Source organism: Streptomyces sp. NPDC004609, from assembly GCF_042873655.1.
Lineage (GTDB): Bacteria > Actinomycetota > Actinomycetes > Streptomycetales > Streptomycetaceae > Streptomyces.
Genome location: NZ_JBIALS010000013.1, coordinates 72,685 through 86,876, shown reverse-complemented (window position 1 = coordinate 86,876; position 14,192 = coordinate 72,685). Strand labels below are relative to the sequence as shown.

Annotated in this window: 11 protein-coding genes; 5 read left to right on the top strand and 6 right to left on the bottom strand. The window is 72.5% G+C overall.

Going from position 1 to position 14,192, the window contains the following annotated elements; genetic code table 11:
* Positions 1–4: 4 nt before the first annotated feature.
* Positions 5–508 carry a PH domain-containing protein gene (locus tag ACFYT4_RS15500; RefSeq protein ID WP_389268535.1) on the top strand — a complete coding sequence of 168 codons (504 nt, stop codon included), beginning with the start codon at positions 5–7 and terminating at the stop codon, positions 506–508.
* A 350-nt stretch (positions 509–858) separates the two neighbouring features.
* On the top strand, positions 859–2,457 hold the full coding sequence (locus ACFYT4_RS15495; RefSeq protein WP_389268533.1) for a PH domain-containing protein: 1,599 nt from the start codon (positions 859–861) through the stop codon (positions 2,455–2,457).
* Positions 2,458–2,884: 427 nt separating this feature from the next.
* On the opposite strand, the gene pgl is transcribed toward ACFYT4_RS15495, so the two are convergent.
* From pgl to tkt, 5 genes are read right to left on the bottom strand one after another with little or no spacing between them, the layout of a single operon-like run.
* On the bottom strand, positions 2,885–3,667 hold the full coding sequence (gene pgl, locus ACFYT4_RS15490; RefSeq protein ID WP_389268531.1) for a 6-phosphogluconolactonase: 783 nt from the start codon (positions 3,665–3,667) through the stop codon (positions 2,885–2,887).
* On the bottom strand, positions 3,664–4,881 hold the full coding sequence (opcA, locus tag ACFYT4_RS15485) for a glucose-6-phosphate dehydrogenase assembly protein OpcA (RefSeq protein WP_389268529.1): 1,218 nt from the start codon (positions 4,879–4,881) through the stop codon (positions 3,664–3,666). The genes pgl and opcA overlap by 4 nt, the downstream gene beginning before the upstream one ends.
* On the bottom strand, positions 4,878–6,410 hold the full coding sequence (gene zwf, locus ACFYT4_RS15480; protein WP_389268527.1) for a glucose-6-phosphate dehydrogenase: 1,533 nt from the start codon (positions 6,408–6,410) through the stop codon (positions 4,878–4,880). The genes opcA and zwf overlap by 4 nt, the downstream gene beginning before the upstream one ends.
* Before the next feature lie 6 nt (positions 6,411–6,416).
* Positions 6,417–7,535: a transaldolase gene (tal, locus tag ACFYT4_RS15475; protein ID WP_389268525.1), complete on the bottom strand. Its 1,119-nt coding sequence runs from the start codon at positions 7,533–7,535 to the stop codon at positions 6,417–6,419.
* Between the two features lie 34 nt (positions 7,536–7,569).
* Entirely contained in the window at positions 7,570–9,672 is a 2,103-nt protein-coding gene (tkt, locus tag ACFYT4_RS15470) for a transketolase (protein WP_389268523.1), read from the bottom strand.
* Between the two features lie 519 nt (positions 9,673–10,191).
* On the opposite strand from tkt, the gene ACFYT4_RS15465 reads away from it, so the two are divergent.
* The 3 genes from ACFYT4_RS15465 to ACFYT4_RS15455 all read left to right on the top strand — a co-directional run bounded on the left by ACFYT4_RS15465 (position 10,192) and on the right by ACFYT4_RS15455 (position 12,990).
* Positions 10,192–11,166 (top strand): heme o synthase, encoded by a 975-nt coding sequence (locus tag ACFYT4_RS15465; protein ID WP_389268521.1) that lies wholly within the window; start codon positions 10,192–10,194, stop codon positions 11,164–11,166.
* A gap of 256 nt (positions 11,167–11,422) precedes the next feature.
* On the top strand, positions 11,423–11,743 hold the full coding sequence (locus ACFYT4_RS15460) for a hypothetical protein (RefSeq protein ID WP_389268519.1): 321 nt from the start codon (positions 11,423–11,425) through the stop codon (positions 11,741–11,743).
* Between the two features lie 77 nt (positions 11,744–11,820).
* Positions 11,821–12,990 (top strand): amidohydrolase family protein, encoded by a 1,170-nt coding sequence (locus tag ACFYT4_RS15455; protein WP_389268517.1) that lies wholly within the window; start codon positions 11,821–11,823, stop codon positions 12,988–12,990.
* 129 nt (positions 12,991–13,119) lie between these two features.
* Here ACFYT4_RS15455 and ACFYT4_RS15450 read toward each other — a convergent pair whose 3' ends face one another.
* Positions 13,120–14,133 (bottom strand): heme A synthase, encoded by a 1,014-nt coding sequence (locus ACFYT4_RS15450; protein ID WP_389268515.1) that lies wholly within the window; start codon positions 14,131–14,133, stop codon positions 13,120–13,122.
* Positions 14,134–14,192 lie beyond the last annotated feature (59 nt).

Here is a 14,192-nt window from a genome sequence, read left to right as displayed (position 1 = left end):
CGCGATGACCGGGGGGGAGAGCGCGGTGCGGCTCCGGCCGCCGAACCACACGCTGAACGAGCGGGCCGTGGGCTGGTGGCGGACCCAGTGGCTGATCGGCACGGTCGTCGTCGCAGGTCTCCCGGCCGTGCTGGGTCTGTTCATCACGCCCGCCCGGTCATGGCTGCTGATCACCGCGGCCGTGCTGGCGGCGCTGATGCTGATCGGCACCGCGCTCTACCCGTTCTGGTGGTTCCGCGTCCACCGCTGGGAGGTCACCGACGACGCCGTGTATGTCCGTACCGGCGCCTTCTGGCAGGAGTGGCGCATCGCGCCGATGTCCCGGATCCAGACCGTGGACACGATGCGGGGACCGCTGGAACGGGCCTTCCGGCTGGCGACGGTCACGGTCACCACCGCGTCCTCCAAGGGCGCGATCAAGATCGCGGGCCTCGACCACGAGGTGGCGGCGGAACTGGCGGCGAGGCTGACGCACATCACCGGGGCGACTCCCGGGGACGCGACATGAGCCCCGCGCCGGGCCCGCACGGGGCATCCGGCCCGGAGCACTCCGCGGGCGCCCCTTTCCCGGGGCCGGACGGTGCCGACGGTCTGGGCGGTGCCGACGGTCTGGGCGGTGCCGACGGTCCGGGTGGGGCCGACGGTCTGGACGGTGCCGACCGTCCGGGTGGGGCGGGCGCACCGCCCTCCGGGGCGGCCGAGGGCTCCCTTTCCGGCGCGGCTGCCTCTCCGGGCGCTCCGCCGGGGCTGCCGGAGGGCGATCCGGACGGAGGGTCCCGGGTACCGCGGGGGCCGGCGGACGGCCCGGCAGACGCCCTGCCGGGGCCCGCGCCGGTGCCCTCCGGGGGCGGCCCGGCCGTGGTCCCGGCGGACGCTCTCGCTCTCCTGGCAGATCCCCCGCTGAGCGCGCCGGGGGACGCGTGGCGGCAGCTCGACAAGCGGGCACTGCTGGTCACCGCGGCCGTCATGACGGGCGTCGCGGGGGGCATCTGCCTCCCGGTCCTGATGGGGCTCTCCTCCGGAGCCTGGTTCGGCAACGGCCCCCGGCGCGGCGTGGGCCTCGTGCTGCTGCTGACCGGCGGGGTTCTGCTGGTGCTGGTCTCCGTGGCCGCCGAGTACGTCAACTGGCGCAGGACCCGCTACCGCATCGGCCGCGAGCGGGTCGACCTCCACACCGGGCTGCTGCTGGTCAAGCGGCGCTCGCTGGCCCGCGAGCGCATCCGCAGCGTCGATCTGACCGCCAACCCCCTGCTGCGGATCCTCGGCCTCGTGAAGGTGCGCATCGGCACCGGCGAGCACAGCGGGAGCGGTGAGTCCACGCTGGAGCTGAACCCGGTCTCCAGGGCCGAGGGCGAGCGGCTCCGCGGCGAACTGCTGGACCGCCCGGCCACCGTCCCCGGCCCCCACCGCGAGGGTGCGCTCGCCGCCGTCGACCCCCTGTGGATCCGGTACGCTCCGGCGTCGTTCGTCGCCCCGCTGCTGGGTGGTGCGGCCGCGGGGGCGGTCATGCAGGTCAGCGAATGGTTCGGGCTCCAGGGTGAGGTCGTCGACTGGGTCGGTGACCGCTTCCGGGACACCTCCGTCGTCCTGATGGTCACCGTGCTCGTCCTCGCGGCGCTCGTCGCGGGCATCGTCGGCTCCCTGGGCCTGTGGATCGAGATGTGGTGGAACTACCGGCTGGAGCGGGAGCCCGGAGGCACCCTCCGGGTGCGGCGGGGCCTGTTCACGGCCCGCTCGATATCGGTGGAGGAGCGCAGGCTGCGCGGGGTGGAGCTGGTCGAGCCGCTCGGTGTGCGGCTGCTCGGCGCGGCCCGGGTGGACGCGGTCGCCACCGGCATCGCCAAGGACGACAAGGACAAGCACGCCGACCTCCAGGTGCTGTTGCCGCCCGCGCCCCGGGCGCTCGCCGACGCCGTCGCCGGGCAGGTGCTCCGCGAGCCGCGCACCCCCACCGACGCGCCTTTGACACCGCACCCGAGGGCTGCCCGCAACCGCCGCCTGCGGGCGGGGCTGGCGCTGGTGGCCGTTCCGCTCGTGGTGCTCTGCGCCCTGGGGTTCTGGCTCACGGACGTGCTGCTGTACATCGCGGCGGCCTGCGCGGTCGTGGGACTCCCGGCCGCCGTGATCTTCGCCCTCGACGCCTACCGCAGCCTGGGCCACGGCATCAGCGGCGACTACCTCGTGGCGCGCTCCGGATCGGCCCGCCGCACCACCGTGGCTCTCCAGCGCGGCGGGGTCATCGGCTGGACCCTGACGCAGTCCGTCTTCCAGCGCCGGGCGGGCGTGCTGGACCTGACCGCGACGACGGCCGCCGGTTCGGGGGCGTACACGGTGTACGACGCCGGGGAGAGTGAGGGCCTGGCCTTCGCCTCCGACGCGGTACCGGGGCTGCTGGAGCCGTTTCTCCTACGCGAGGAGGGACCGGCGGGCGCGGGCGGCGAGCCACCGTCCCTGTGACGGCACCCGGTATCCGGGCACCCGGGCGGCATCCGGGTATCCGGGCACTCCGGGCGGCCCGGAAGACCGGGACCGAACCCGGCGACCGGGCCGTCCCGCGGCACCGGCCCGCTCCGGCCGGCCGGCCCGAGGACCTCACCCCCAGCGACCGGCCCTCGTCGACCGCGGGCGGTGGGACCCGGCCTTCCACCGCTCCCATGACGCGGCCGTCGCCCCCGCCGCCCAGGGTCCGCTGCCGGTGGCTGCGGCGGACGTGAGCGCACCGGCAGGAGCCGTGACCGTGCGGGATCCGCGCACGGCGTCGCGGCACACGCCCGGCCCGGAACGGGGTGACCCCGTACCGGAGCCCGGCCCGGTACAGGAGACCCCGTACCGGGGCCCGGCCCGCCGGATGTGGCGAGACCGGGCCCGGATACGGGGAAGGGGGTCAGGGAGAGGCCGGGGGATACAGATCCCGGGGGAGCTGGGAGGCCGCCGGGGCGTCCAGAAGCCACAGCGTCCGGCTGCGGCCGTACGCGCCCGCCGCCGGGGCCTGGATCTCACCCGCGCCCGAGAGAGCGATCGCCGCGGCGTTTGCTTTGTCCTCGCCCGCCGCCAGCAGCCACACCTCACGCGCCGCGCGGATCGCCGGGAGGGTCAGCGTGATCCGGGTGGGTGGGGGCTTCGGCGCGCCGTGGACCCCCACCACCGTGCGGTCCTGCTCGCGTACCGCCGGCAGCTCCGGGAACAGCGAGGCGACATGGGTGTCGGGCCCGACACCCAGCATCAGAACATCGAACGTGGGCACCGGGCCGTGGTCCTCGGGCCCGGCCGCCGCCGCGAGCGCGGTCGCGTACGCGGCGGCCGCGGCCTCCGGGTCACTGCCGTACGGCCCGTCCGACGCGGGCATCGGGTGCACCCGCGCCGGATCCACCGGGACACGGTCGAGCAGGGCCGCCCGCGCCTGGGTCGCATTGCGCTCCGGGTCGCCCTCGGGGAGGAAGCGCTCGTCCCCCCACCACAGGTCGAGACGGCGCCAGTCGATCGCGTCGCGCGCCGGGGAGGCCCCGAGCGCGGCCAGCAGGGCATTGCCGTTGCGCCCGCCCGTCAGGACCACCGACGCCCGCCCGCGTGCGGCCTGGGCGTCCACGACCTTCGTGATCAGCCGGGCCGCCGCGGCCTGGGCCATCAGCTCCTTGTCGCGGTGGACCACGAGCTGGGGCGCACTCACGTCGACGCCGCCCTCTTGGTGGGCGCCTTCTTCGCCGTGGTCCGCTTGGCCGCGGCCTTCGGGGTCGTACGCGAGGAGCCCCCGCTCGCCGACTCGGAACCCGCGGACTCGGAACCTGCCGACTCGGAACCCGCCGACGCGGAGCCCGAGGAGCCTGAGGAGCCCGACCCCGCGGACGCGGAGCCCGGCGACCCGGTCGGCGGGGTCGTCGCCCCGACCACCTTGGCCGCTTCGGCCGCCCGCGCGGCGGCGGCGATCTCCGAGACGTCCGCCGAGCCGCCCGGCCCGCCGTCGCCGAGCCGGTCGACTCCGTACCGCAGCGCCGAGGCATACGTGTCGTCCGGGTCCAGCCGCCGCAGCTCCTCCGCAATCAGCTCCGCGGTGTCCCGGCGCTTGAGCGCGACCGCCCGGTCCGGCTGCCCCTCGATGGACAGCGTGGCCAGCGAGCCGTCCGCCCGGTCCAGCACGATCCGGCCGCACGTGGACTCCAGCCGCACCGCGGTCAGCCCGGGACCCGACGACGACGTGCGCCGCACCGGGACCTTCAGCCGGTCCGCGAGCCACATGGCGAGCAGCTCGACGCTCGGGTTGAACTCCTCGCCCTCCACCTCGACCGCCGTGACCTCGCAGCTCACCTGGTCCAGCGCGGCGGCCAGCATGGAGCGCCACGGCGTGATCCGCGTCCAGGACAGATCCGTGTCCCCGGGGGTGTACGTCTCGGCACGGGCCGACAGCTCACGGGTCGGGTGCTCGGCGGCGTAGGCGTCGGTCACCCGCCGCTGGGCGAGCGCGCCCAGCGGGTCCGCCGCCGGGTCGAGCGGCGCGTTCACCGGCCACCAGACGACCACGGGGGCGTCCGGCAGCAGCAGCGGCAGCACGACCGACTGGGCGTGGTCGGTGACCTCGCCGTACAGCCGCAGCACGACCGTTTCCCCGGTGCCCGCGTCCGCGCCGACGCGCACCTCGGCGTCCAGGCGCGCCTGCGCCCGGTCGCGCGGGCTGCGCGAGACCCGCTTGATGACCACGAGGGTGCGCGAGGGGTGCTCGCGCGACGCCTCGCTGGCGGCCTTCAGCGCGTCGTAGGCGTTCTCCTCGTCGGTGACGATGACCAGGGTGAGGACCATGCCGACGGCCGGGGTGCCGATCGCCCGGCGCCCCTGTACCAGCGCCTTGTTGATCTTGCTGGACGTGGTGTCCGTAAGGTCGATCTTCATGGCCGGCGCCAGCTCCGTCCGTCTCGTGCGAGCATTTCGTCCGCCTCGACCGGCCCCCAGGACCCGGAGGGGTACTGGGCGGGCCTGCCGTGCCGGTCCCAGTACTCCTCGATCGGGTCGAGGATCTTCCAGGACAGCTCGACCTCCTCGACCCTCGGGAAGAGGTTGGAGTCGCCGAGCAGGACGTCGAGGATGAGCCGTTCGTACGCCTCGGGGCTGGACTCGGTGAAGGACTCGCCGTACGCGAAGTCCATCGACACGTCCCGTACCTCCATGGAGGTCCCCGGCACCTTGGAGCCGAACCGCATGGTCACGCCCTCGTCCGGCTGGACCCGGATCACCAGGGCGTTCTGCCCCAGCTCCTCGGTGGCCGTGTGGTCGAAGGGGGAGTGCGGGGCGCGCTGGAAGACGACCGCGATCTCGGTGACACGCCGGCCGAGCCGCTTGCCGGTACGGAGGTAGAAGGGCACCCCCGCCCAGCGGCGGTTGTCGATCTCCAGCTTTATGGCCGCGTAGGTGTCGGTCTTCGACTGCGGGTCGATGCCCTCCTCCTCCAGATAGCCGACGGCCTTCTCGCCGCCCTGCCACCCGGCGGCGTACTGCCCGCGCACGGTGCCGGTTCCCAGGTCCTTCGGCAGTTTCACCGCGCCGAGGACCTTGGTCTTCTCCGCTGCGAGCGCGTCCGCGCCGAAGGAGGAGGGCTCCTCCATCGCGGTCAGCGCGAGCAGCTGGAGGAGGTGGTTCTGGATGACGTCGCGGGCGGCGCCGATGCCGTCGTAGTACCCGGCACGGCCGCCGATGCCGATGTCCTCGGCCATGGTGATCTGGACGTGGTCGACGTACGACCGGTTCCAGATCGGCTCGAAGAGGGTGTTGGCGAACCGCAGCGCCAGAATGTTCTGGACGGTCTCCTTGCCCAGGTAGTGGTCGATCCGGAAGACCTCGTTCGAGGGGAAGACCTCGTGGACCACCTGGTTCAGTTCCATGGCGGACGCCAGGTCGTGCCCGAACGGCTTCTCGATGACCGCGCGCCGCCAGGAGCCTTCCTTCTGGTCGGCCAGGCCGTGCTTCTTGAGCTGCTGCACGACCTTGGGGAAGAACTTGGGCGGCACGGACAGATAGAAGGCGAAGTTGCCTCCGGTGCCCTGCGCCTGGTCCAGTTCGGCGATCGTCTTCTTCAGCTTCTCGAAGGCGTTGTCGTCGTCGAAGTCGCCCTGGACGAACCGCATGCCCTGATTGAGCTGCTGCCAGACCTCCTCGCGGAAGGGCGTGCGGGCGTGCGCCTTGACGGCGTCGTGGACCTCCTGGGCGAAGTCCTCGTCCTGCCACTCACGGCGGGCGAAGCCGATGAGGGAGAAACCCGGCGGCAGGAGCCCGCGGTTGGCCAGATCGTACACAGCGGGCATCAGCTTTTTACGGGACAAGTCGCCTGTGACGCCGAAGATGACCAGGCCCGACGGCCCCGCGATGCGCGGGAGCCGTCGGTCGGCGGCGTCACGAAGCGGATTGGCTTCGCTTGTACCGGACAAGGGTGGTCAGCCTTCCGAAGGTGCGAGGCGCTTCAGCTCGGCCCCGGTCGAGTTGAGCAGGTCGTTCCAGGACGCCGCGAACTTCTCGACGCCCTCGTCCTCCAGCAGCTGCACGACATCGTCGTACGCGATGCCGAGCTTCTCCACGGCGGCCAGTTCGGCCCGCGAGCGCTCATAGGTGCCGCGCACCGTGTCACCGGTGATCCGCCCGTGGTCGGCCGTGGCGTCCATCGTGGCCTCCGGCATGGTGTTCACCGTGCCGGGCGCGACCAGCTCGTCCACGTACAGCGTGTCCTTGTACGCCTTGTCCTTGACGCCGGTCGACGCCCACAGCGGACGCTGCCGGTTGGCGCGCGCCCGGTCCAGGACGCTCCAGCGCTCGGACGAGAACACCTCCTCGTAGGCCTCGTACGCGAGACGCGCGTTGGCCAGAGCGGCCTTGCCGCGCGCCTCCTTGGCCTCCGGGGTGCCGAGCGCGTCCAGGCGCTTGTCGATCTCCGTGTCCACCCGGGAGACGAAGAACGACGCCACCGAGTGGATCTTCGAGAGGTCGAGGCCGCGCTCATCGGCCTTCTCCAGCCCGGCCAGGTAGGCGTCCATCACCTCGCGGTAGCGCTCCAGCGAGAAGATCAGCGTCACATTGACGCTGATGCCCCGGCCGATGGTCTCGGTGATCGCCGGCAGGCCCGCCTTGGTGGCCGGGATCTTGATCAGCGTATTGGGCCGGTCCACCAGCCAGGCGAGCTGCTTGGCCTCGGCGACCGTCGCCGCCGTGTTGTGGGCCAGACGCGGGTCCACCTCGATGGAGACCCGGCCGTCCCGGCCGTCCGTGGCGTCGAAGACCGGCCGCAGGATGTCGGCGGCGTCCCGTACGTCCGCCGTGGTGATCATGCGGATGGCTTCCTCGACGGTCACCTTGCGGGCGGCCAGCTCCGCGAGCTGCTGCTCGTAGCCGTCACCGGCGCTGATCGCCTTCTGGAAGATCGACGGGTTGGTCGTCACGCCCACCACGTGCTGCTGGTCGATCAGCTCGGCCAGGTTCCCGGACGTGATCCGCTTGCGGGACAGGTCGTCGAGCCAGATCGCGACGCCTTCGTCGGAGAGGCGCTTGAGTGCGTCTGTCATGAGAGTTGCATCTCCTACTGGTCGTATACCGGGGTCAGCGTGCGGCGGCTTCGAGAGATTCCCGTGCGGCGGCGGCGACCGCTTCCGCAGTGAAACCGAACTCGCGGAAGAGCACCTTGCCGTCGGCCGAAGCCCCGAAGTGCTCCAGCGAAACGATCCGACCCGCGTCGCCGACGTAGCGGTGCCAGGTGAGCCCGATCCCGGCCTCGACCGCCACCCGGGCCTTCACGGAAGGCGGCAGCACCGAGTCGCGGTACTCCTGCTCCTGCTCCTCGAACCACTCCACCGACGGCATGGAGACCACCCGCGCCGGCACACCGGCCGCCTGGAGCTGCTCCCGCGCGCCGACGGCGAGCTGCACCTCGGAACCGGTACCGATCAGCACGACCTGCGGCTCGGCAGGCCGGCCGTCGGCCCCCTCGGCCTCGAAGAGCACATAGCCGCCGCGGGCCGCGTTCTCGTCGCGCTCGTAGGTCGGCACACCCTGGCGGGTCAGCGCCAGACCGTGCGGCGCGCCCACACCGAACTCCTTGGTGTAGCGCCTGAGGATCTCGCGCCAGGCGATCACGGTCTCGTTCGCGTCCGCCGGGCGGACGATGTTCAGACCCGGGATGGCCCGCAGCGACGCCAGGTGCTCCACCGGCTGGTGGGTCGGACCGTCCTCGCCGAGGCCGATCGAGTCGTGCGTCCAGACGTACGTCACCGGGAGGTGCATCAGCGCGGAGAGCCGGACCGCGTTGCGCATGTAGTCGGAGAACACCAGGAAGGTGCCGCCGTAGACACGGGTGTTGCCGTGCAGCGCGATGCCGTTCATCGCCGCCGCCATCGCGTGCTCGCGGATGCCGAAGTGGATCGTGCGGCCGTACGGGTCGGCCTCCGGCAGCGGGTTGCCCGCGGGCAGGAACGAGGACGTCTTGTCGATCGTCGTGTTGTTCGAGCCCGCGAGGTCGGCGGAGCCGCCCCACAGCTCCGGGACGACCGCGCCCAGGGCCTGGAGGATCTTGCCCGACGCCGCACGGGTGGCGACGCCCTTGCCGGTCTCGAAGTCCGGCAGCGCGTCCTCCCAGCCCGCCGGCAGCTCGCCCGCGCGGATCCGGTCGAACTCCGCGGCGCGCCGCGGGTCGGCCGTACGCCAGGCGGCGAACCTCTTCTCCCACTCACCGCGCGCCTCACGGCCGCGGTCCAGGGCCGCACGGGTGTGCGCGATGACCTCGTCCGAGACCTCGAAGTGCTTTTCGGGGTCGAAGCCCATGACCCGCTTGGTGGCCGCGACCTCCTCCTCGCCCAGCGCCGAGCCGTGCGCGGCCTCGGTGTTCTGCGCGTGGGGGGCGGGCCAGGCGATGATCGAACGGGCCGCGATGAAGGACGGGCGCCCGGTCTCGGCCTGCGCCGCCCTCAGCGCCGTGTACAGCGCCTCCGGGTCGAGGTCGCCGTTCTCCCTCGGCTCGACGCGCTGGACGTGCCAGCCGTACGCCTCGTACCGCTTGAGGGTGTCCTCGGAGACGGCCGTCTCCGTGTCGCCCTCGATGGAAATGTGGTTGTCGTCCCACAGCAGGACCAGATTGCCCAGCTTCTGGTGCCCGGCCAGCGAGGACGCCTCGGCCGCGATGCCCTCCTGGAGGCAGCCGTCACCGGCGATGGCCCAGATGGTGTGGTCGAACGGAGACGTGCCCGGGGAGGCGTCCGGGTCGAACAGCCCCCGCTCGTAGCGGGAGGCCATCGCCATGCCCACCGCGTTCGCGACGCCCTGGCCGAGGGGCCCGGTCGTGGTCTCGACGCCGGGGGTGTGCCCGTACTCCGGGTGACCGGGGGTCTTGGAGCCCCAGGTCCTGAACGCCTTCAGATCGTCCAGCTCCAGGCCGTAGCCGGCCAGGTAGAGCTGGATGTACAGCGTCAGCGACGAGTGCCCCGCGGAGAGGACGAACCGGTCGCGGCCGGTCCAGTCCGGGTCCGCGGGATCGTGCTGCATGAGCTTCTGGAACAGGACGTACGCGGCGGGCGCGAGGCTCATGGCCGTACCGGGGTGGCCGTTGCCGACCTTCTGTACGGAATCCATGGCCAGGACGCGGACGGTATCGACGGCCCGCTGGTCCAGATCGGTCCAGTCGAGGTCTGTTGCGGTCGGCTTGGTGCTCACCCTGGGTCAGGGCTCCTCTCCACATGTCATATCCCCCGGTGACGACGGAAGCACCGGGCGTTGTCGAGCCTACCCTTGGCACAACGCGCGGAAATTTCGAGCGCCGTCCCTTTGGCTCCCTTGTTTTGTGTACGTGTGGTTTGTGTACGTACGGGTTCGCTCCGTGCGGTCGTCCGGCGCGCGGGTGCCGTACGTCGGTCGGCCCGGGTCGGTGCGTACACCGCCGTGCGCCGGCGTACCCACGGGTGCCGTGGGCGTGTGCGCCGTACGCGCCGCCGCACTCCGGACACAGCCAGGGTCCCGCCAACAGCAGCGGTCCGCCTCCCGGGGAGCCCCCGCCGGGCCCCCACCTGGGCCTGTCCGCGCCGGTCGCGCGCATGCCCCAACACGACCCCACCCCCGTGCGGAGCGAGAGATGGGCAGCCTCTACAGTGGCGTGGTACGCGCAAGTCTTTACCGGGCCTTCATCTGTGCTGTCATGCGCCCGGGGCTTGCTGGGAGTCTCTGTCAGGGGTGTGCGTGACGGCCGTCGAATCCCGTCCGGTGGGTGGGGGTACCTCCCCGGCCCCTCGGGCCATGGGGGAACTCGGGACGAGCCCCGGCAACCGGCCGTTCGGAGCCCGCGTCAAGGCGTTCGTGGCCCTGACCAAGCCCCGGATCATCGAGCTGCTGCTCATCACCACAGTGCCGGTGATGTTCCTCGCCGCGCAAGGGGTGCCCGATCTGATGCTGGTGCTCGTCACCTGTATCGGCGGCTATCTCTCCGCGGGCGGGGCCAACGCGCTCAACATGTACATCGACCGGGACATCGACGCGCTGATGGAACGGACGTCGCAGCGCCCGCTGGTCACCGGCATGGTCTCGCCGCGTGAGGGCCTGGTCTTCGGCCTGACCCTCACCGTCGTCTCCACGCTCTGGTTCGGGCTCCTGGTCAACTGGCTCTCCGCCTGGCTCTCGCTCGGCGCGCTCCTCTTCTACGTCGTCGTCTACACGATGATCCTGAAGCGGCGCACCGCGCAGAACATCGTCTGGGGCGGTATCGCGGGCTGTATGCCCGTGCTGATCGGCTGGTCCGCCGTCACCGACTCGATGTCGTGGGCCGCGGTCGTCCTCTTCCTCGTCATCTTCTTCTGGACGCCGCCGCACTACTGGCCGCTGTCGATGAAGGTGAAGGAGGACTACGCGCGCGTCGGGGTGCCGATGCTCCCGGTCGTCGCCTCCAACAAGGTGGTGGCCCGGCAGATCGTCGTCTACAGCTGGGTGATGGTCGGCGTCTCCCTGCTGCTCACCCCGCTCGGCTACACCGGCTGGTTCTACACGGCCGTCGCGCTGGCGACGGGCGGCTGGTGGCTGTGGGAGGCGCACGCCCTCCAGAACCGCGCCAAGGCGGGCGTGAAGGGCGCCAAGCTGAAGGAGATGCGGCTCTTCCACTGGTCCATCACCTATGTCTCCCTGCTGTTCGTCGCCGTCGCGGTGGATCCCTTCCTCCGCTAGATCCCGGCACTCCCGGTCTACCGGCATCCCTGGTTCCGGTTCCTGCGACCGCCCGGTACCCGGGCCCGTCCGGCAGGTGTGACGAGGCCCCGGAGCCGAACCGGCCCGGGGCCGCGGTGTGTTGCGCGGCCGGTGCCCGGCCGCGCGCCACCGGGGCCGCCGACCACCGGGTGATGGACCCCCGGGGCCGCCAGTGGCCCACGCCACGATCGTCCGCCATGGTCAGCGCCCGGTCCCCGTACGTAGCATCGTGACCATGGCAGACACCAAGCGCGCGGCCCGTACGACCGCCAGGCTCACCCGGGAGATCACCGCCTTCTCCAAGGCCCACGGAGGAGCGGAGGGCCAGCTCGCGTATCTCGGACAGATGGGTACCCGGATCGTGCTCGTCGGCGAGGACGGCGGCTGGGGCGACCTCGTCGCCCCCACCCACGACATCGCCGCCGCCGCGGCCGAGAAGGCCGGTCTCACCCTCCATGAGTCCTTCGACGGCGACTTCGCGGCCAAGGTGCGCACCGGGCCGTACGAGTGGACCCGCATGGCCGGCATCCAGCTCGGGGGCCCGTCCAACGGCTGAGCGGGGCGAGCAACACCTCGCCGGGGTGTCACCCGTTAGGACTGTGGAAGCACACGAGTCCACGACCGGGAGCCCGGATGATCGACACCCCGTCCCCCCTCGTGGACCAGTACTGCCACGGGGTGCTCCGTACGGAGCTGGGTCTCGGCACCTTCGAGGCCCGGCTCGGGCGCGCGGACGGCCCGCCCGCGCCCGGGACGACGTTCTTCGACACCCAGACCGGCTTTGCCGTACGCCGCTGGTGTCCGCCGCTGCTCGGCCTGGAACCGCACTGTCCGCCCGCCCGCTATCTGGCCCGGCGACGGGAGCTGGGGGTGCTGGAGGCGGGCCGACGACTGCTGCGGGGGAGCGGGATCTCCACCTTTCTCGTGGACACCGGGCTGCCCGGGGATCTCACCGGACCGTCCGAGATCGCCGCCTCGGCCGCGGCCGAGGCGCATGAGATCGTCCGCCTCGAACTCCTCGCCGAGCAGGTCGCCGACACCTCCGGGACCGTGGAGGGCTTCCTCGCCAACCTCGCCGAGTCGGTGCACGGAGCCGCCGCCTCCGCCGTGGCCTTCACCTCCGTCGCCGCGGTACGTCACGGGGTCGCCCTCGATCCCGGGGCGCCGGGCCCCGGGGAGGTCCGCAGGGCCGCCGGACGCTGGCTCGCCGGGCGGCCGGTCGGCGGTGAGCTGACCGATCCGGTCCTCGTCCGCCATCTGCTGTGGGTCGCGGTGGCCTCCGGACTGCCGCTCCAGCTCCATGTGGGGGTCGGCGACCCCATGCTGCTCTCGGGCTTCGCCGCGGCCACCGCGGGGCTCGGCACCGATCTGGTGCTGCTGCACGGGTATCCGTACCACCGGCACGCCGCGCATCTGGCGGGCGTCTTCCCGCATGTGTACGCCGACTCGGGGCCCGCCCTCGCCCACACGGGCGCCCGGGCCGCGGCCGTGCTGGCGGAGATCCTGGAGCTGGTGCCCTTCGGCAAGCTGCTGTTCTCCAGCGGCGCACGCGGGCTGCCCGAGCTGCATGTGGTGGGTGCCCGGGTCTTCCGGGAGGCCCTGGGCCGGGTGCTGGGCGGCTGGGTCCGCGACGGCGCCTGGTCCCGTACGGACGCGGAGCGGGTCGCCGGGATGATCGCGGCCGGCAACGCCCGCCGGGTCTACGGCCTCCCCGTCCCCGGTCCGGCGGGGAGCGGCCGGCCGGCGCCAGCCTGGCCGGGACGCATGCCGTTCGCGGTCTCCGGCCGCCAGGGCCCCGGCTGAGAGGTCACGGGCGGCGCGCCGGGAGACCTGAGCCCGGTCCGCCCGGTGAGGTACGCGTGTCCCTGTCCGGCCCGGCCCGGGGCCACCCGGCAGGGATCGGCTTCCCGGCCGGTACGGAACGGGCCGGTCTCAGACCCGGGTCAGCGCGGGGTCGGTCTGGGCCGGGATCTCCGCCGTGGCCGCCGGGCGCTCGCGCATGCTCAGGGCCAGCCGGACCACCGCGATCCACATCAGCGCGGAACCGAGCATATGGGCGCCGACCAGGATCTCCGGGACCCCGGTGAAGTACTGGAGGTAGCCCACCCCGCCCTGGAGCAGCAGCACGATCAGCAGATCCCGCGCGCGCGCCCGGGTGTCGTCCGGGGCGTCCACCACACGCAGAACGAGCCACATCGCGACGCCCAGTGCACAGACCACCCACGCGGAGATCGCGTGCACGTGCGCCGCGTTGACCCAGTCCCACGGCATCCGCGGGACGTCACTGCTGTCGCCCGCGTGCTTGCCGGATCCGGTCACCGCCGTGCCCAGCGTGATGACGAGACCGGCGGTGATCACGATCGCCCAGGACAGTTTGCGAACCGGACGCGGCACACGCGGGCGCGGCGCGCCGTCGCCCTCGCCCGCCCGGTGCCAGGTGACCACGGCGACGGTGAGCAGCGCGTTGGCCGCGAGGAAGTGCCCCGCCACGGTCCACGGGTTCAGCCCCGCCCACACGGTGATACCGCCCATGACGGCGTTGCTCGCGACGATCCAGAACTGGGCCCAGCCGAGCCGGGTCAGCGAGCGCCGCCGCGGCTTGGTGGAGCGCGCGGCGATGATGGCCCAGCCGACGGCCGCCGACAGGACGTACGTCAGCATCCGGTTGCCGAACTCGATCGCCCCGTGGAGTCCCTGCTCGGGCGTGGCGAAGAGGCTGTCGTCCGTGCACTTGGGCCAGGTGTCGCAGCCGAGGCCGGAGCCGGTCAGCCGGACCGCGCCTCCCGTGACGATGATGACCACGGTCATCACGACGGCCGACAGGGCGGCGCGCCGGAGGGTCCCCGGAGCGGGCGTCCAGCGCTGGGCGATGAGGGCGAGCGGAGTTTGCACGGGCACAATCGTAGGCCGGGCCTTGTGCAAGATTTCACGAGGGGGGTGTGACATCGGGCGCTCCGCCGGGGAGGCGGTCCGCCTTACCGTCCCGGTCCCCGTCCGCGTACGGC

Excerpts from the sequence above, each read along its gene's own strand:
- tal (WP_389268525.1), bottom strand. The coding sequence starts at position 7,535 with ATGACAGACGCACTCAAGCGCCTCTCCGACGAAGGCGTCGCGATCTGG.
- ACFYT4_RS15455 (WP_389268517.1), top strand. The coding sequence starts at position 11,821 with ATGATCGACACCCCGTCCCCCCTCGTGGACCAGTACTGCCACGGGGTG.
- opcA (WP_389268529.1), bottom strand. The coding sequence starts at position 4,881 with ATGAAGATCGACCTTACGGACACCACGTCCAGCAAGATCAACAAGGCG.
- ACFYT4_RS15460 (WP_389268519.1), top strand. The coding sequence starts at position 11,423 with ATGGCAGACACCAAGCGCGCGGCCCGTACGACCGCCAGGCTCACCCGG.
- ACFYT4_RS15450 (WP_389268515.1), bottom strand. The coding sequence starts at position 14,133 with ATGTCACACCCCCCTCGTGAAATCTTGCACAAGGCCCGGCCTACGATT.
- ACFYT4_RS15500 (WP_389268535.1), top strand. The coding sequence starts at position 5 with ATGACCGGGGGGGAGAGCGCGGTGCGGCTCCGGCCGCCGAACCACACG.